Raw genomic sequence first — 17,968 nt, 5'->3', positions numbered from 1 at the left:
GGTGCCGACGACGACTGGGACGGGCCCGCCCCCGTCGCCCCCGAGCGCCCCGTGTACGAGGTGCCGGTCGGCCGGCTGCTGGCGTCCACGCTGCTGTCCTCGGCGACGATCTGGCTCGTCGTGATGCTCGGCGCGGTCGGCGCCCTGATCGCCGGCACCGGCCAGGTCGGCTCGGCGTTCGCCCTGCTGCCCGCGCTGCTCGGCGTCGTGTCGTACACCTGGACGCGGTTCAACCGCGGCGCGAACTTCCGCGCGGCGATCTCCCCGGACGGCATCCGGCTGCGGCACGGCCTGACCGAGTCCCGGGCGCAGACCGTGCCGCCCGGCCGGGTGCAGGCCGTCCGGGTCACCCAGGGCCTGCTGTGGCGGCGCCCCGACTGGTGGCGGGTCGAGGTGAACGTCGCGGGCTACGGCAGCAGCGGCGACCAGGCCCAGACGGAGAACGTGCTGCTGCCGGTCGGCACCCGCGAGGACGCGATGCTCGCGCTGTGGCTGGTGCTGCCGGACCTGGGCACCGCGGACCCGCGCGCGCTGGTCGACGCGGGGCTGACGGGCAGACAGGCGGACGGCGGCTGGGCCGTCGCCCCGCGCCGGTCGCGGTGGCTGGACCCGGTCGGCTGGCGCCGGCACGGCGTGACGGTCACCGACCGGGCGCTGGTGCTGCGCTCGGGGGTGCTGGTGCGCCAGCTCGTCGTCGTGCCGCACGAGCGGACGCAGTCGCTCGGCCTGGAGCAGGGGCCGCTGCAGCGCCGGCTCGGCCTGGCGTCGTTCCAGCTGCACTCCACGCCGGGACCGGTGTCCCCGCGGGTCGACCACCTGGACCAGCGGGTCGCCGCCGGCCTCCTGGACGAGCAGGCGGCGCGGGCCAGGTCCGCGCGCGCCGGGGCGGGGCCCGAGCAGTGGATGCGCCGGGCATGACGCGGCTGGGGATCGGCGTCGTCGGCGCGGGCCGGGTCGGCGCGGTGCTGGGCAGCGCCCTGCGCGCGGCCGGGCACCCGGTCGTCGGCGTGAGCGCGGTGTCCGAGGCGTCCCGCGAGCGGGCCGACACGCTGCTGCCGGGCGTGCCGGTGCTGGACGTGCCCGAGGTGGTGCGCCGCTCGGAGCTGGTGCTGCTCGCGGTGCCGGACGACGCCCTGGCCGAGCTGGTGTCCGGGCTGGCGGCCACCGGTGCGTGGCAGGCGGGGCAGATCGTGGTGCACACCGCCGGCCGGTACGGGGCGGCGGTGCTCGACCCGGCGCGGGCCCAGGGGGTCATCCCGATCGCCCTGCACCCGGCGATGACGTTCACGGGCACGTCGCTCGACCTGTCCCGGCTGGTCGGCTGCACGTTCGCCGTCACCGCGCCGGCCCCGGTGCTGCCGATCGGGCAGGCGCTGGTGGTCGAGATGGGCGGCGAGCCCGTCGTGCTGGACGAGGCGGCCCGCCCCCTCTACCACGCCGCCCTGGCGCACGGCGCGAACCACCTGGTCGTGCTGGTCGCGCAGGCCGGGCAGGCGCTCGCGGCGGCCGGGGTGGCCGACCCCGGCGCCGTGCTGCGGCCGCTGCTGACGGCGGCGCTCGACGGCGCGCTGCGGGCCGAGTCGGCGGGCGGCGGCCGGGACGCCGCGGGCGAGGTCACCAACGGCGCCGTCACGACGCTCACGGGGCCGGTGCGGCGCGGCGACGCGGGCACGGTCGCCGACCACCTCGACGTGCTGACCGACCTCGGCGTGCGGACGGGGGCCACCGACGTGGCGGCGTCCTACCGGGCGCTGTCCCGCGCGGCGACCGGGCGGGCGCTCGCGGCCGGGCTGCTGCGCGCCGAGCAGGGGCGGGCGCTACTGGACGCGCTGGCGACGGGGGACCCGGCGGCGGACGCCGGCCCCCCGCCGGCGCCCGGTGCCACCCCGGGTGGTGCCGGCCCGGCTCACGCCGGGGGACCGGACGGGAGTACGGTGCACGGCGCGCACGACGACGAGGGCGAGGGCGGGACGGACGCGCCCGGCGCCGACCAGGAGGACCAGGCATGACCGAGGCACGCACGGGTGCCCCCACGCTGGCGCGCACGCGCCAGGAGCTCGCGGACGCGCTGGCGGCCCGACCCGGCGGCGGCCGCGCCGTCGTGATGACCATGGGCGCGCTGCACGCCGGGCACCTGTCGCTGGTGCGCGAGGCGCGCGGGCGGGGCGAGCAGGTGGTGGTGACGATCTTCGTCAACCCGCTGCAGTTCGGCCCCGCCGAGGACCTGGACCGCTACCCGCGCGACCTGGCGGGCGACCTGGCCTCGCTCACCGGCCCGGACCTGCTGGGCGCGGGCGACGTCGTGTTCGCCCCGACCGCCGACGTCGTGTACCCGGACGGCGACCCGGGCGTCCGGGTGTCCGCGGGCGCGGTCGGCACCGTGCACGAGGGCGCGACCCGCCCCGGGCACCTGGACGGCGTGCTCACCGTGGTGCTCAAGCTGATGCACCTGGTCGCGCCGGACGTCGCGCTGTTCGGGCGCAAGGACGTGCAGCAGCTCGCCGCGGTCCGCCGCATGGTGCGGGACCTGGACGTGCCGGTCGAGGTCGTGGGCGCGCCGACCGTCCGGGACGCCGACGGGCTCGCCCTGTCGTCGCGGAACGCGTACCTGTCGCCCGCGGAGCGGGAGCAGGCCCTCGCGCTGAGCCGCGCGCTGGCGGCGGGCCGGGACGCCGCGGTGGCGGGCGGCGGGTCCGACGCGGTGCTCGCCGCCGCGCGGGCCGTGCTGGACGGCGCCGCCGTCGGCACCGACTACGTGGCGCTCGTGGACCCCGCGACGTTCGAGGACGTCACCGGCGGCCCCGCGGACCTGGCCGGGCGCACGGCCGTCCTGGCGCTCGCGGCCACCGTGGGCGCGACCCGGCTGATCGACAACTCCGACGTGAGGTGGGCGTGACCATGACCTCGCTGCTGCGGCCGATGATGATCGGCAAGATCCACCGGGCCACCGTGACCCAGGCCGACCTGCACTACGTCGGCTCCATCACGGTCGACGCGCACCTGCTCGCGGCCGCCGACCTGCTGCCCGGCCAGCAGGTGGACGTCGTGGACGTGACCAACGGCGCCCGGCTCACCACCTACGTCATCGCGGGGGAGGCCGGGTCCGGGCAGATCTGCATCAACGGCGCCGCCGCGCACCTGGTGCACCCGGGCGACGTGGTCATCCTCATCGCGTACGGGATGCTCTCGGACGCCGAGGCGCGCACCTACGAGCCGCACGTCGTCCTGGTGGACGCCGAGAACCGGATCATGGACACCGGGCACGACCCCGGCACCGTGCCGGAGTCGTGGACCGCGGCGTCGGGGCTGCACCCGAGCGGCGTGCCGTTCGACCAGGGGCGGTCGCTCGTGGAGCGCGACGCGGCGGGCGCCGGCGGCGGGGCGCACGACGGCGCGGCGCACGACGGCGCGGAGCACCCGGTGCGCAGCGACCTGGGGGCGGGGGCGAACGACGCCGGGCGGGACGCGGGCGCCGGACGGTGACGGCGGTCGCCCGCCGGCTGGCCGCCCCGGCGCCGGGCTGGACCGCCCGGGCCGACGCGGTGGTCGTCGGCTCCGGGATCGCCGGGCTGACCGCCGCGCTCGAGCTGCGCACCCGGGTGCCGCGGGTGCTGCTCGTGACCAAGGACCGGCTGGTGTCGGGGTCGACGGTCTGGGCGCAGGGCGGCATCGCCGCGGCGCTCGACCCGGCGGACTCCCCGGAGGCGCACCTGCGGGACACGCTCGTCGCGGGCGTCGGCCTCTGCGACCCCCGGGCCGTCGAGGTGCTGGTCACCGAGGGGCCGGCGCGGGTGCGCGAGCTCGTCGCGCGCGGCGCGGTGTTCGACACCGAGCCCGACGGCTCCCTCAGCCTGACCCGCGAGGGCGGCCACCACGCGGACCGCGTCGCGCACGCGGGCGGGGACGCCACCGGCGCCGAGATCTCCCGGGCGCTGGTGGCGCAGCTCGCGGCGGTGCAGGCCGACCCGGGCATCGAGGTCGTCGAGCACGCGCTGGTGCTGGACGTGCTGACCGGCGCCCCCGGGCGCGACGGCCGGCCCGGCCCGGTGTGCGGCGTGACGCTGCACGTGATCGGCGAGGGCAGCCGGGACGGCGTCGGCGCGGTGCTCGCGCCCGCCGTCGTGCTGGCGACCGGCGGCATCGGGCAGGTGTTCCGGTCGTCGACCAACCCCGTGCAGGCGACGGGGGACGGGCTGGCGGCGGCCCTGCGCGCCGGCGCCGCGGTCGGCGACGTCGAGTTCGTGCAGTTCCACCCGACGGTGCTGTGGCTCGGCGCCGGCGTGAAGGGCCAGCTCGCGCTGATCTCCGAGGCGGTCCGCGGCGAGGGCGCGCACCTGGTGGACGTCGACGGGCACCGGTTCATGTCCGGCGTGCACCCGCTGGCCGAGCTCGCCCCGCGGGACGTCGTGTCGAAGGCGATCGTGCGGCAGCTGGCGCGCACCGGCGCGGACCACGTGCTGCTCGACGCCCGGCACCTCGGCGCGGAGCGGATCGCGCGCCGGTTCCCGACGATCGGCGCCCGGCTGGCCGAGCACGGCCTCGACCTGGCGACCGACCTGGTCCCGGTGGCCCCGGCGCAGCACTACCACTCGGGCGGGGTCGTCACCGACCTCGCCGGCCGGTCGACGCTGCCCGGGCTGTACGCGGTCGGCGAGGTCGCGTGCACCGGTGTGCACGGCGCGAACCGGCTGGCGTCGAACTCGCTGCTGGAGGGCCTGGTGTTCGCGCACCGCGCCGCGCACGACATCGCCCGCCGCGTCGAGTCCGGCGCGCTGCGCCCGGCCGAGCCCGTGGAGCGCCCCGGTCCCGAGGCCCTGGTCGCCGGCGCGGCCCGGTCCCGGATCCAGCGCATCGCCACCGACGGGGCCGGCGTGCTCCGGTCGGCGGCCGGGCTGGCGGCGGCCGCGCAGGCGCTCGCGGCGGTCCGCACCGACGCGCACCGGGCGGTCGAGGGCGGGGAGCGGCCGGTCGCGGACCCGCAGGTCGCCGAGTGGGAGACCACCAACGTGCACCAGGTCGCGACCGTGCTGGCCGCCACGGCGGCGACCCGGCGGGAGACCCGCGGCGGGCACCTGCGGAGCGACCACCCGGACCGGGACGACGCGGCCTGGCTGGTCCGCGTGGAGGCGACCGTGGACCCGGACGGCGAGCTGACCCAGCGCCTCGCCCACCAGGACTGACGGCACCGGGCTCGAGTGGAAGGTCTGGCCCGACACACCGTGGGCGTGTCGGGCCAGATCTTCCACTCACGCAGTGTCGCGGCGGCCCTAGGCTTCCGGGGTGACCGCGCCCGACGCCCCCGACGCCCTCGACCCCGCCTGGCTCGCCCGCACCGTCGCCGTCGCCCTCGACGAGGACCTCGGCCCCGCCCCGGGCCGCGATGTCACCACCCAGGCGACCGTCGCCCCGGACGTGGCCGGCGTCGCGCACCTCGTGGCCCGCGAGGCCGGCGTCGTCGCCGGGCTGCCGGTCGTCGCCGAGGTGCTGCGCCAGGTCACCGACCGCCTGGGCCTCGCGCCGGCCACCGTCGACCAGCGCGTCGAGGACGGCACCGCCGTGGCCCCGGGCGACGTGCTCGCCGTGCTGGCCGGCCCCGTGCAGGCCCTGCTCGTCGCGGAGCGCACCGCCCTCAACCTCGCGTCCCGCGCCTCCGGCGTCGCCACGCACACCCGCCGCTGGGCCGACGCCCTGGCCGGGACCGGCGCCCAGGTGCTGGACACCCGCAAGACCACCCCCGGCCTGCGCGAGCTGGAGAAGTACGCCGTGCGGCGCGGCGGGGGCACCAACAAGCGCATGGGCCTGCACGACGTCGCGATGGTGAAGGACAACCACGTGGTGGCGGCCGGCGGGGTCGCGGCGGCGGTCGAGGCCGTGCGCGCCCGGTTCCCGGACGTGGCGATCCAGGTCGAGGCGGACACGGTGGAGCAGGCCCTGGAGGCCGTGGGGGTCGGCGCGCGGTTCCTGCTGCTCGACAACATGCCGACGCCGGTGCTCGCCGCCACGGTCGAGGCGGTCCGGGCGGGGGAGGCCGCGACCGGTCGCGTCGAGCTGGAGGCCACCGGCAACCTCACCCTCGACCGGGCCGCCGAGGTGGCCGCCACCGGCGTCGACTACCTGTCCGTGGGGGCGCTCACGCACTCGTCGCCGATCCTCGACCTCGCGCTGGACCTGGTCGAGGGGGTCCGGGCGCCCGTCCCGGGCCGGTGACGACCGGGGCCCCGGCCGCTCGGTAGGATTCCGGGCGTGACCGAGCCCCAGCAGACGCCCGCCGTCCCCGCCGCCGACGACCTCCCCGAGCAGCTCCGGGTCCGGCGCGAGAAGCGGGACCGGATGCTGGCCGAGGGGGTCGAGCCGTACCCGGTCGGCGTCCCGCGCACGCACACCATCGCCGAGGTCCGTGCCGCGCACCCCGACCTCGAGCCGGGCCAGGAGACCGAGGACGTCGTCGGCGTCGCCGGCCGCGTCGTCTTCCTGCGGAACACCGGCAAGCTCTGCTTCGCCACGCTGCAGGACGGCGAGGGCAACCGGCTGCAGGCGATGCTCAGCCTGGCCAACGTGGGCCAGGACCGGCTGGCCGCGTTCAAGGCCGACGTCGACCTCGGCGACCACCTGTTCGTGCACGGCACCGTGGTGGCGTCCCGCCGCGGCGAGCTGTCCGTGATGGCCGACGCCTGGACGCTCGCCGCCAAGTCGCTGCGCCCGCTGCCGAACCTGTACGCGAAGGGCGACGAGGAGGCCCCCGAGCTCTCGGAGGAGGTGCGCGTCCGCCAGCGGTACGTCGACCTCATCGTGCGCCCGGCCGCCCGGGACACCGTCCGGCTGCGCGCCGGCGTGGTGCGCTCGCTGCGGGAGAACTTCCACCGCCGCGGCTACCTCGAGGTCGAGACCCCGATGCTGCAGACGCAGCCCGGCGGCGCCGCGGCCCGGCCCTTCGTCACGCACATGAACGCGTTCGACATCGACCTGTACCTGCGGATCGCGCCGGAGCTGTTCCTCAAGCGCGCCGCGGTCGGCGGCCTGGAGCGGGTGTTCGAGATCAACCGCAACTTCCGGAACGAGGGTGCGGACTCCACGCACTCCCCGGAGTTCGCGATGCTGGAGGCGTACGAGGCCTACGGCGACTACGACACGATGGCCGCGCTGACCCAGGACCTGGTGCAGACGGCCGCGCAGGACGTGCTCGGGACCACGACGATCACGCTGCCGGACGGCGAGGAGTACGAGGTCGGCGGCGACTGGGCGCAGCTCACGATGTACGGGTCGCTGTCCGAGTCGCTCGGCGAGGAGATCACGCCCGAGACCTCGGTCGCGCACCTGCAGGCGATCGCCGACCGGCTGGACGTGCAGCTCGACCCGAAGCGGGTGAGCCACGGCAAGCTCGTCGAGGTGATCTGGGAGCACCAGGTCGGCGACCACCTGCACGCGCCGACGTTCGTGCGCGACTTCCCGGTCGAGACCAGCCCGCTGACCCGCGACCACCGCAGCATCGCCGGCCAGGTCGAGAAGTGGGACCTGTACGTGCGCGGCTTCGAGCTCGCGACGGCCTACTCCGAGCTCGTCGACCCGGTGATCCAGCGCCAGCGGTTCGAGGCGCAGGCCCTGCTGGCGGCCGCCGGCGACGACGAGGCCATGCAGCTCGACGAGGACTTCCTCGCGGCCGTCGAGTACGCGCTGCCGCCGACCGGTGGCATGGGGATGGGCGTCGACCGCCTGCTCATGGCCCTGACCGGCCTGGGCATCCGGGAGACGATCCTGTTCCCGCTCGTGAAGCCCCAGGCCTGATCCGCGCGACGCCCGGCGTGCCCCTCGGGGCCGCCGGGCGTCGTCGTGCGCGGGCGTATTCTGGGCGGCATGGACATCGGCCCCGCGCTCGCCGCGCTCATCCCGTCGGTCGGCGTCGGGGTGATCTTCTGGATCGTCATCCGGTCGCTCGTGAACGCCGATCGCACGGAACGGGCGGCATTGGCGCGGATGGATCGCGAGGACGCGGCCCGCGCGAATGAGACGCAGAAGTCGCCCGAAATCTGAACGAATGTCCTCCCGTGCTTTGACGCGGGCCTTCCCGGCTGTCATGCTCTTTGACGATCGCACGTATTCACGCCGCTCGCCGACGGGGGCCTGCGACGGCGGCCGATGCTCGGGAGGGCGAAATGGCACAGAAGGTTCAGGTCCTGCTGGTCGACGACATTGACGGCGGCACGGCGGACGAGACGGTGACGTTCGCGCTCGACGGCGTGTCCTACGAGATCGACCTGACCAGCGCCCACGCCGCCGAGCTGCGCGACGCGCTCGGCACCTGGGTCGGCCACGCCCGCAAGGTCGGCGGCCGCGCCTCCTCGGGCCGCGGCGGCAGCGGCGGCGGCAGCCGACCGCGCCGTTCCTCCGACGCCGGTGCCGTGCGGACCTGGGCCAAGGAGAACGGCTACGAGGTCTCCGAGCGGGGCCGCATCTCCGCCGAGATCCGCGACGCCTACGAGGCCGCCCAGGGCTGACTCCCGCGGCACGCGAACGGCCCGGCACCCCGCGCGGGGTGCCGGGCCGTCCTGCGTCCGGGGGCGGCCGCCGCGCCGCCGGCCGCGCGCGCTCAGCCGCGCGTGGCCGTGAGGTCGCGCACCGCGGCGTACTGCTCGCGGACGCGCGGGGCGGGGTCGGCCTCGTAGACCTCGGCCTCGCCCGTGGCGGTCCACGCCGGCGGCTGCTCCGACCCGCTCAGCACCCACGCGGCCTGCCGCGCGGCGCCGTCGGCGACGTACTCGCCGGGCGTCGGCACGGTCACGGCGGTCCCGAGCACGGCGGGCGCGATCCGGCGCACGGCCTCGGACTGCGCCCCGCCGCCGATGAGGGACACCCGCTCGACCGGCACGCCCTGCGCGCGCAGCGCGTCCAGGCCGTCGGCGAGCGCGCACAGCATGCCCTCGACCGCGGCCCGGGCCAGGTGCGCGGGCGTGGTGTTGGCCAGCCGCATCCCGTGCAGCGCGCCGGTGGCGTCGGGCTTGTTCGGGGTGCGCTCGCCCTCGAGGTAGGGCACCAGCACCAGCCCGTCGGCGCCGGCGGGCGCGGACAGCGCGAGCCGGGACAGTCCGGCGTGGTCGACGCCGAGCATCCGCGCCGCGGCGTCCAGGACCCGCGAGGCGTTCAGGGTGCAGGCGAGCGGCAGGTAGGCGCCGGTCGCGTCGGCGAACCCGGTGACCAGGCCGGACCCGTCGGCGGTCGGCGTGGCGGACACCGCGGACACGACGCCCGAGGTGCCGATGGAGATCGCGACGTCGCCGGCGACCATGCCGAGCCCGAGCGCGGCGGCGGCGTTGTCACCGGCCCCGGCGCCCAGCGCGGCACCGGGTCGCACGAGCCCGGTGTCCCCGGCGACCCCCGCCGCCTCGCCCGCACCGACGACCCGCGGCAGCACGACGTCGTGCCCGAGCGCCAGCTCCAGCAGGTCGCGGCGGTAGTCCTCGGTGAACGGCGACCAGTAGCCGGTGCCCGACACGTCGGACCGGTCGGTCGTGAGCGCCGTCAGGTCGGCGTTGCCCGGCCCGTACCCGGCGAGCCGCCAGGTCAGCCAGTCGTGGGGGAGCGCGACCGCGGCGACCCGCGCGGCGGCGTCCGGCTCGTGGTCGCGCAGCCAGCGCAGCTTCGTGACGGTGAGCGAGGCGACCGGGACCGAGCCGATCGCGTCGGCCCACGCCTGCGGCCCGCCGAGCTCGTCGATCAGGGCCAGCGCCGACGGCGCCGACCGGGTGTCGTTCCACAGCAGCGCGTCGCGGACGACCTCGCCGTCGGCGTCGAGCGCGACCATGCCGTGCTGCTGACCACCGACCGCGACCGCGTCGACGTCGTCGAGCCCGCCGGCGTCGCGGACGGCCGCCTGCAGGGCCTCCCACCAGTGCCGCGGGTCGATCTCGGTGCCGTCGGGGTGCGACGCGCGGCCGGAGCGCACCAGCGCCCCGGTGTCGGCGTCGCGCACGACGACCTTGCAGGACTGGGTGGACGAGTCCACCCCGGCGACCAGACCCATGCTGCTTCCTCGCTCTTGCTGGTGGGGGAGAACCGCCGAGGTCGAGGGTTCCACGCGAAACCGGGGGCGGAAACCCTCGACCTCGGCGGAGACCCTCGACCTCGGCGGTGGTGCGGTGCTCAGGTCAGCGGGCGCCCAGGGCGTGCTCCAGGGCCAGCTGGTTCAGGCGGACGAAGCCGAAGCCGCGGGCGGCGACGCCCTCGACGTCGAAGTCCTCGTACGCGGACCGGTCGGCCAGCAGGTCGGCCAGGGTCTCGCCCTCGCCGAGCGTCGGCTGCGACAGCTCGAGCACGCCGGACGCCTCGAGGGCCTCCTGGACCTCCGGGTCGGCGCGGAACGCCTGCGCGCGCTCCTTGAGCAGCAGGTAGGTCGCCATGTTGGCCTTGGCCGACTCCCACACGCCGTCGAAGTCCTCGGTCCGGGACGGCTTGTAGTCGAAGTGCCGCGGGCCGTCGTAGCGGGGGCCGCCGGACGGGAAGCCGTTCTCGATGAGGTCGACCGTCGCGAACGCGGAGAACAGGTCGCCGTGGCCGAACACGAGGTCCTGGTCGTACTTGATGGACCGCTGGCCGTTCAGGTCGATGTGGAACAGCTTGCCGGCCCACAGCGCCTCGGCGATGCCCTGCGTGTAGTTGAGGCCCGCCATCTGCTCGTGGCCGGTCTCCGGGTTGAGGCCGACGATGTCGCCGTGCTCGAGCTTGGCGATCAGCGCCAGGGCGTGGCCGATCGTCGGGAGCAGGATGTCGCCGCGGGGCTCGTTCGGCTTCGGCTCGATGGCGATCCGCAGGCCGTAGCCCTTCTCCTTGATGTATGCGGCGACGGTGTCGATGCCCTCGGCGTACCGGTCGTGCGCGGCGTTGAGGTCCTTGGCGGAGTCGTACTCCGCGCCCTCGCGGCCGCCCCACATCACGAACGTGTCGGCGCCGAGCTCGGCGGCCAGGTCGACGTTGCGGATGACCTTGCGCAGGCCGTAGCGGCGCACGCGGCGGTCGTTCGAGGTGAACGCGCCGTCCTTGAAGATCGGGTGGCTGAAGGTGTTGGTCGTGACCATCTCGACCGTGATGCCGGTGTCGGCCAGCGCCTGCTTGAACCGGCCGAGGATGCGCTCGCGCTCGGCGTCGTCGGAGCCGAACGGCACCACGTCGTCGTCGTGGAAGGTCACGTGCGCCGCGCCGAGCTCGGCGAGCTTGTGCACCGACTCCACCGGGTCGAGCCACGGCCGGCTCGCGGAGCCGAACTGGTCCTGGGCGTTCCAGCCGACGGTCCAGAGACCGAAGGAGAACTTGTCGTCGCGGGTGGGCGTGCGCACCATCGTCTGCTCCTCGTCGAGTAACCCTGCGGGGTTTGTCTTGTGAGTGAACTTATACGCGGGACCGGTTAGGGTCAACCGCGTGACCGACGCCGCCGCCGCGCCCCGAGAGGCGCCCGCCGCCGACCCCGGCGCGGCCCGCCCTGCCGCCGCCGGCCCGGCCGCGCGCCGCCGGGTCCCGGCCCGGCAGGGCTCGCTGCGGGAGCACAACCTGGCCCTGGTGCTGCGGCACGTGCTGGACGCCGCGGGCGCGGGGGCGTCCGCCGGCGCGCCGGTCGCGCCGCCGTCCCGCGCCGACGTCGCCACCGCCACCGGGCTGACCCGCGGTGCGGTGTCCGCCCTGGTGGACCTGCTGATCGGCGCCCGCCTGGTCGCCGAGCTCCCGCCCGCGGCCACCGCCCGCGCCGGCCGGCCCGCGGTGCCGCTGGTCCCCGCGTCCGGCACCGTCGTGGGCCTGGGCGCCGAGGTGAACGTCGACTACGTGGGCGTGCGCGCGCTCGACCTGGCCGGGCGGGTGCTCGCGCACCGCGAGACCCGCGGCGACTACCGGCACAGCGACCCGGTCCGGGTGCTCGGCGTGCTGGCGGCGCTCGTGGGGGAGGTGCGCGCCGCGCTGCCCGACGGCGCCCGGCTGGCCGGGATGTGCCTGGCGCTGCCCGGCCTCGTCGACCGCGGCACCGGCCCGCTGCGGCTGGCGCCGAACCTGGGGTGGCGGGACGTCGACGTGGTCGCGCTGCTGGCCGGCCACCCGGAGGTCGACGGCCTGCCGGTGCGCCTGGCGAACGAGGCGAACCTGGCCGCGCGGGCCGAGGCGCGCGCCGGGGCGGCCGGGCAGTCGTTCCTGTACGTCTCCGGCGAGGTCGGCATCGGTGCCGCGATCGTGCTCGACGGCGAGGTGTTCGCGGGACGGCACGGCTGGAGCGGCGAGCTCGGCCACACCGTGGTCGACCAGCAGGGCCCGCGATGCACCTGCGGGGCGCGCGGCTGCCTGGAGCAGTACGCCGGCAAGGACGCGCTGCTGCGCGCGGCCGGGCGGGACGTCGACGAGCCGGTCGAGGTGCTGCTCGCCGCGGCCGGCGCCGGTGACGAGCGCACCGCGCGGGCGCTGCGGTCCGCGGGCCAGGCGCTGGGGGTGGCGCTGGCGAACTTCGTGAACCTGGTCGACGTCGAGGCCGTCGTGCTCGGCGGGATCTACGCGCCCCTGGCGCCGTGGCTGACGGACGCGGTCGTCGCGCAGCTGCGGTCCCGGGTGCTCGCGGCTGCCTGGGCGGACGCGCGGGTGGGCGTCGCGACGGGCGGGGACCACGCGGCGATGGACGGGGCGGCGCTGGTCGTCCTCCGCGCGGTCGCCGACGACCCGGCCGCCTGGCTGCCCGCCCCCGCCGCCTGACCGCCCGGCCGCCGGGCGGTCGCGGGGCGTCGGTGGCGTCGCCTACAGTCCTCGCCGTGACGGAGCACCTGCGCGACCTGTGGATCGGCACCTACCCCTCGGCCGGTGCGGGCACCCCCGCCGGGCTCGGCGAGGGCATCTGGCGGGTCGGCCTCGACGCGGGCACCGGGCGGCTCGCCGACCCCGTGCTCGTCGCCGAGACCCACGCGCCCTCGTTCCTCGCCGTCGACCGGCAGGCCGGCGTGCTGCTCGCCGTCGCCGAGCACGCCGCGGGCGCCGTGGCCGCGTTCCGGGTCGGCACCGGCCCGGACGGCCGCCCGTCGCTGACCCCCGCCGGCACCGCGAGCAGCGGCGGGGACGACCCGTGCCACCTGCTGCTCGACCCCGCGGGGCGCGTCGCGTACGTCGCCAACTACTCGTCGGGCTCGCTCGCGGTGCTGGAGCTCGGCCGGGACGGCCTCGCCGCCGCCGAGCCCGTGCAGGTGCTGACCCACACCGGCTCCGGCCCGGACGCCGACCGCCAGGAGGCGTCGCACGCGCACTTCGCGGCGCTGACGCCCGACGGCGCGCACCTGCTGGTCTGCGACCTCGGCACCGACGAGATCCGCCGGTACCGCCGCGACCCGGGCACGGGGCTGCTGACCGAGGACGGCATCGCCGCCACGCTCCGCCCGGGCGCCGGCCCGCGGCACCTGGTGTTCTCGGCCGACGGCCGGATCGCCTACGTCGCCTGCGAGCTCGACGTGACCGTGGCGGTGCTCGCCTGGGATGCCGCCACCGCCTCCGGCCGGGTCGTGCAGCACGTGCCCGCGGCCGAGGACGGCACCGGGACCGGCTCCGGCGGGCGGCCGCTGCCCTCCCACATCGACCGGGCCGGCGACCGCGTCCTCGTGGCGACCCGCGGCACCGACGTGCTGGCGACGTTCGCCCCCGGCCCCGACGGCACGCTCGCGCCCGCGGGCCAGACGGCGCTGCCCGGCGCGTGGCCCCGGCACTTCGCCGTCGTCGAGGGCTGGACCGTGGTCGCCGACCAGCGCGGGGACTCGCTCACCGTGCTCCGGGACGGGGCCGTGGTGTCGACCGTGGCGCTGCCGGCCGCGGCGTGCGTCGTGCCGGCGTGACCGCCGTGCCGGGGGCCGCGGCCCCGCGCGCCCTCCCGCCGCTGCTGCCCGGGCCGCACCTGCGCCGGCTCGACGTCATCACGGTCGTCGCGACGTTCGGCGGCCTGCTGTTCGGCTACGACACCGGCGTCATCAACGGCGCGCTGGACCCGATGGTGGCGGACCTCGGGCTCACCCCGGCCACCGAGGGCCTGGTCACGAGCAGCCTCCTGGTGGGCGCCGCGATCGGCGCGCTGCTGTGCGGCCGGCTCGCGGACCGGGTCGGCCGGCGGCGGACCCTGGTGGTGCTGGCGGTGGTGTTCTTCGCCGGCGCGCTCGGCAGCGTCGTCGCCCCGTCGTTCGAGGTCATGGCGGCGACCCGGTTCGTGCTCGGCCTCGCGGTCGGCGGCGCGTCGGTCACGGTCCCGGTGTACCTGGCCGAGCTCGCGCCCACCGAGCGCCGCGGCGCGATCACCGGCCGGAACGAGATCGCCATCGTCGTCGGGCAGCTGGCGGCGTTCGTGGTCAACGCCGTCATCGGCACCGTCTGGTCGGACCACCCCGGCGTCTGGCGGTACATGCTCGCGGTCCAGGCCGTGCCGGCGGTCGCGCTGTTCGTCGGCATGCTCCGGATGCCCGAGTCGCCCCGCTGGCTGCTGGCCCGCGGTCGGGACGACGACGCGCTCGCGGTGCTGCGCCAGGTGCGCGACCCCGGCCGCGCCGCGGCCGAGCTGCTCGAGGTCCGGACGCTGGTCGCGCGCGAGCGCGCCGACGCCGTGCGCGGGCAGGGCGGCTGGTCCGAGCTGCGGCTCGCGTGGGTGCGCCGGCTGGTGCTGATCGGCGTCGGCGTGGCGGTCGTCAACCAGGTCGGCGGCATCAACGCGGTCATGTACTACGGCACCCAGCTGCTCCGGGAGTCGGGGTTCAGCGGCGACGTGGCGCTCGTCGCGAACGTGCTGAACGGCGTGTTCTCCGTGCTCGGCATGCTGGTCGGCCTGCGCCTGATCAACCGGGTCACGCGGCGCGGGCTGCTGCTGGTCGGCCTCACCGGCATCATCGCCTCGCACCTGATGATCGCCCTGTGCTCGGCGGCGCTCCCCGAGGGCACCGCCCGGTCGGTCGCCGTGACGGCGTTCCTGGTGCTGTTCGTCGGGTTCAACCAGTCGTCGGTCGGGCTGGTCTGCTGGGTGATCCTGGCCGAGCTGTTCCCGCTGCGGGTGCGCGGGTTCGCGATCGGGCTCTGCGTGTTCTGGAACTGGACCGCCAACGCGGTCATCTCCGGGTTCTTCCCGTCCGTGGTGGCGGGCATCGGCGTCAACGGGACGTTCCTGCTGTTCGCGGCCGTGAACGTGCTGTCCTGGCTGTTCGTGCGGTTCGTGCTGCCCGAGACCCGGGACCGGTCGCTGGAGCAGCTGGAGGAGGACTTCCGGGCCGCGCGCCCCTGACCCGGTCGCGGCCGGCACGGGCCCGCGCGGGCCCGGATCCCACCCGGGTGGTCGGCGTCACGCGGTGCGGGACCCCGCGGATGTCCGACAATGGGGGAGTCCAGTCCGCCGCCGCATCCCCCCGGAGTCCTGTCGTGCCGCACGAGCCGCAGCGCATCGCCATGCTGTCCGTGCACACCTCGCCGCTGGACCAGCCCGGCACCGGCGACGCGGGCGGGATGAACGTCTACATCGCGGAGCTGGCCCGGGCGCTGGCCCGGCGCGGCGCCGCGGTCGAGATCTTCACCCGCGCCACCTCGTCCACGCTCCCGGACTCCGTCCACCTCGACGCCGACGACGACCGCGTGCTCGTGCACCACGTGCCGGCCGGCCCGTACGAGGGCCTGGACAAGAACGACCTGCCCGGCCAGCTGTGCGCGGTGACCGCGGGCGTGCTCCGGGTCGGCGCCACCCGCCCGGCCGGCTGGTACGACGTGCTGCACAGCCACTACTGGCTGTCCGGCCAGGTCGGCTGGCTGGCCGCGGAGCGCTGGGACGTGCCGCTGGTGCACACCATGCACACGATGGCCCGGGTCAAGAACGCCGCGCTCGCGCCCGGCGACGCGCCCGAGCCCGCCACCCGCGTGATCGGCGAGGAGCAGGTCGTCGCGGCCGCGGACGCCCTGGTGGCGAGCACCGCCGAGGAGGCCCAGGACCTCGTCGGCCTCTACGACGCCGACCCCGAGCGGGTGCACGTCGTCGCGCCGGGCGTCGACCTCAGCACGTTCCGGCCGCGCGCCGACCGCGCCGCGCTGCGCCGGGACCTGGGGCTGCCGGCGGACCGGGACGTCGTGGTGTTCGCCGGCCGCGTGCAGCCGCTCAAGGCGCCGGACGTCCTGGTGCGGGCGCTGGGCGTGCTGCGGGCGACCGGGCGGCCGGTGCCGCTGCTCGTGGTGCTCGGCGGGCCGAGCGGCCGGGCGACCGCGCTCACCGAGCTCCGGGCCCTCGCGGCGGCCTCCGGCGTCGCGGACGACGTGCGGTTCCACCCGCCGGTCGCGCGCGCCGACCTCGCCCGCTGGTTCGCCGCGGCCGACCTGGTCGCCGTGCCCTCGCGCAGCGAGTCGTTCGGGCTGGTGGCCGTCGAGGCGCAGGCCACCGGCACGCCGGTGGTCGCGTCGGCCGTCGGCGGGCTGCGGTCCGTGGTGCAGGACGGGGTGTCCGGGCGGCAGGTCCGCGGGCACGACCCGGCCGTCTGGGCCGACGCGCTGGCGACGGCGCTCGCGGACCCGGCGTCGCGGACCGCGTGGCGCGCCGGGGCCCGGCGGGTCGCGGAGCAGTACGGCTGGGACGCGACGGCGGAGCAGGTGCTGAAGGTCTACGCCCTGGCCGCCGAGCGGCGCGCCCGCCTCCCGGTCTGACCGTCCCGGGGCCCCGGGACCGGGGCCCCGGCGCGGGTCAGGACGCGGCGACCGGCTCCAGGACCAGGACCGGGATCACCCGGGACGTGCGGGTCTGGTAGTCCGCGTAGTCCGGGTACGCCGCGACCGCCCGCGCCCACCAGAGCTCGCGCTCGGCGCCCTCGACCTCGCGCACCGCGTAGTCGCCCTTGGCCGGGCCGTCCTGCAGCTCGACCAGCGGGTGGGCCAGCAGGTTGTGGTACCAGACCGGGTGCGTCGGCGCGCCGCCCAGCGACGCGACCACGGCGTACGCGCCGTCGTGCTCGACCCGCATGACCGGGATCTTGCGCACCTTGCCGGACTTCGCGCCCAGCATGGTCACCACGACGACGGGCATCCCCCGCATCGTGGTGCCCCGCGTGCCCCCGGAGCTCTCGATGAGCTCCACCTGCTCGCGCGAGCGCTGGTCGGTGCTGGGCTGGTACTCCCCGGTGATCGGCATGCCCCGTGCAACGCGCGGCGGGGGTGCGCGTGTTCCGCGGGCCGAACGTCCCCCGACGCCCGGGCGCCCGGTGCGGCAGGATGGGACCCATGACCTACACCCTCGTTCTGCTCCGCCACGGCGAGAGCGAATGGAACGCGAAGAACCTGTTCACCGGCTGGGTCGACGTCGCGCTCTCCGAGAAGGGCGTCGCGGAGGCCAAGCGCGGCGGGACGCTGCTGACCGACGCCGGCGTGCTGCCGGACGTCGTGCACACGTCGCTGCTGCGCCGCGCCATCACGACCGCGAACTACGCGCTCGACGCCGCGGACCGCCTGTGGATCCCGGTCAAGCGCTCGTGGCGCCTGAACGAGCGCCACTACGGCGCGCTGCAGGGCAAGGACAAGAAGCAGACCCTGCAGGAGTACGGCGAGGAGCAGTTCATGCTCTGGCGCCGTTCCTACGACGTCCCGCCGCCGGACATCGAGCTCGGCTCGGAGTTCTCGCAGGACAGCGACCCGCGCTACGCCGGCGAGCCGATCCCCCGCGCCGAGGCGCTCAAGCAGGTCCTCGACCGCGCCCTGCCGTACTGGGACGCCGAGATCGTGCCCGACCTGAAGGCCGGGAAGACGACCCTGGTGGCCGCGCACGGCAACTCGATCCGCGCGATCGTGAAGTACCTCGACGACGTGGACGACGCGACGATCGCCGGGATCAACATCCCGACCGGCATCCCGCTCGTGTACCACCTGGACGAGGACACCCTGAAGCCGACCAACCCGGGCGGCACCTACCTCGACCCCGACGCCGCCGCCGAGGCGATCGCCGCGGTCGCGAACCAGGGCCGGTGAG

17 protein-coding genes are annotated in these 17,968 nt (G+C 76.5%); 14 read left to right on the top strand and 3 right to left on the bottom strand.

Annotation, left to right across the window (positions count from 1 at the left end; all coding sequences use genetic code 11):
* From MHY85_RS08760 to MHY85_RS08720, 9 genes are all read left to right on the top strand, one after another.
* The coding region (locus MHY85_RS08760) for a PH domain-containing protein (RefSeq protein ID WP_239195594.1) at positions 1-918 on the top strand (918 nt) is incomplete at its 5' end.
* Positions 915-2,009: a Rossmann-like and DUF2520 domain-containing protein gene (locus MHY85_RS08755; protein ID WP_239195592.1), complete on the top strand. Its 1,095-nt coding sequence runs from the start codon at positions 915-917 to the stop codon at positions 2,007-2,009. The genes MHY85_RS08760 and MHY85_RS08755, both read left to right, overlap by 4 nt.
* Complete coding sequence (gene panC, locus MHY85_RS08750) at positions 2,006-2,896, top strand: pantoate--beta-alanine ligase (protein ID WP_239195582.1); 891 nt, start codon at positions 2,006-2,008, stop codon at positions 2,894-2,896. Before MHY85_RS08755 ends, panC begins: the two co-directional genes overlap by 4 nt.
* 2 nt (positions 2,897-2,898) lie before the next feature.
* On the top strand, positions 2,899-3,483 hold the full coding sequence (panD, locus tag MHY85_RS08745) for an aspartate 1-decarboxylase (protein ID WP_374233274.1): 585 nt from the start codon (positions 2,899-2,901) through the stop codon (positions 3,481-3,483).
* Entirely contained in the window at positions 3,480-5,180 is a 1,701-nt protein-coding gene (locus MHY85_RS08740) for an L-aspartate oxidase (protein WP_239195581.1), read from the top strand. Before panD ends, MHY85_RS08740 begins: the two co-directional genes overlap by 4 nt.
* A 100-nt stretch (positions 5,181-5,280) precedes the next feature.
* Positions 5,281-6,207 carry a carboxylating nicotinate-nucleotide diphosphorylase gene (gene nadC, locus MHY85_RS08735; RefSeq protein WP_239195578.1) on the top strand — a complete coding sequence of 309 codons (927 nt, stop codon included), beginning with the start codon at positions 5,281-5,283 and terminating at the stop codon, positions 6,205-6,207.
* Positions 6,208-6,243: 36 nt separating this feature from the next.
* Positions 6,244-7,782 (top strand): lysine--tRNA ligase, encoded by a 1,539-nt coding sequence (gene lysS, locus MHY85_RS08730; protein WP_308191346.1) that lies wholly within the window; start codon positions 6,244-6,246, stop codon positions 7,780-7,782.
* A 69-nt stretch (positions 7,783-7,851) separates the two neighbouring features.
* A complete protein-coding gene (locus tag MHY85_RS08725; protein WP_239195575.1) occupies positions 7,852-8,028 on the top strand; it encodes a hypothetical protein in 177 nt (58 codons plus the stop codon).
* Positions 8,029-8,150: 122 nt separating this feature from the next.
* Positions 8,151-8,492: an Lsr2 family protein gene (locus MHY85_RS08720; RefSeq protein ID WP_239195573.1), complete on the top strand. Its 342-nt coding sequence runs from the start codon at positions 8,151-8,153 to the stop codon at positions 8,490-8,492.
* Between the two features lie 92 nt (positions 8,493-8,584).
* On the opposite strand, the gene xylB is transcribed toward MHY85_RS08720, so the two are convergent.
* Both xylB and xylA read right to left on the bottom strand, forming a co-directional pair.
* On the bottom strand, positions 8,585-10,015 hold the full coding sequence (gene xylB / locus MHY85_RS08715) for a xylulokinase (protein ID WP_239195570.1): 1,431 nt from the start codon (positions 10,013-10,015) through the stop codon (positions 8,585-8,587).
* A 124-nt stretch (positions 10,016-10,139) separates the two neighbouring features.
* Positions 10,140-11,327: a xylose isomerase gene (xylA, locus tag MHY85_RS08710; protein WP_239195564.1), complete on the bottom strand. Its 1,188-nt coding sequence runs from the start codon at positions 11,325-11,327 to the stop codon at positions 10,140-10,142.
* 79 nt (positions 11,328-11,406) lie between these two features.
* Here xylA and MHY85_RS08705 point away from each other — a divergent pair, with 79 nt between their 5' ends.
* From MHY85_RS08705 to mshA, 4 genes are all read left to right on the top strand, one after another.
* Positions 11,407-12,714 carry an ROK family protein gene (locus MHY85_RS08705; protein ID WP_239195561.1) on the top strand — a complete coding sequence of 436 codons (1,308 nt, stop codon included), beginning with the start codon at positions 11,407-11,409 and terminating at the stop codon, positions 12,712-12,714.
* 56 nt (positions 12,715-12,770) lie between these two features.
* Complete coding sequence (locus MHY85_RS08700; protein ID WP_239195556.1) at positions 12,771-13,835, top strand: lactonase family protein; 1,065 nt, start codon at positions 12,771-12,773, stop codon at positions 13,833-13,835.
* Complete coding sequence (locus tag MHY85_RS08695; RefSeq protein WP_308191345.1) at positions 13,832-15,259, top strand: sugar porter family MFS transporter; 1,428 nt, start codon at positions 13,832-13,834, stop codon at positions 15,257-15,259. The genes MHY85_RS08700 and MHY85_RS08695 overlap by 4 nt, the downstream gene beginning before the upstream one ends.
* A 161-nt stretch (positions 15,260-15,420) precedes the next feature.
* Positions 15,421-16,656 carry a D-inositol-3-phosphate glycosyltransferase gene (gene mshA / locus MHY85_RS08690; protein ID WP_239195608.1) on the top strand — a complete coding sequence of 412 codons (1,236 nt, stop codon included), beginning with the start codon at positions 15,421-15,423 and terminating at the stop codon, positions 16,654-16,656.
* A 37-nt stretch (positions 16,657-16,693) separates the two neighbouring features.
* On the opposite strand, the gene MHY85_RS08685 is transcribed toward mshA, so the two are convergent.
* Positions 16,694-17,137, bottom strand: coding sequence for a nitroreductase family deazaflavin-dependent oxidoreductase (locus MHY85_RS08685; RefSeq protein WP_239195555.1), 444 nt, complete (start codon positions 17,135-17,137; stop codon positions 16,694-16,696).
* 89 nt (positions 17,138-17,226) lie between these two features.
* Between MHY85_RS08685 and MHY85_RS08680 the strand changes: the two genes are divergently transcribed.
* Positions 17,227-17,967 (top strand): phosphoglyceromutase, encoded by a 741-nt coding sequence (locus MHY85_RS08680; protein ID WP_239195552.1) that lies wholly within the window; start codon positions 17,227-17,229, stop codon positions 17,965-17,967.
* Position 17,968: the final 1 nt, after the last annotated feature.

The organism is Cellulomonas sp. ACRRI, from assembly GCF_022346185.1.
Taxonomy (GTDB): Bacteria; Actinomycetota; Actinomycetes; order Actinomycetales; family Cellulomonadaceae; genus Cellulomonas.
The sequence above is the reverse complement of the archived record's forward strand: the minus strand, read 5'-3'. Positions and strand labels throughout refer to the sequence as shown.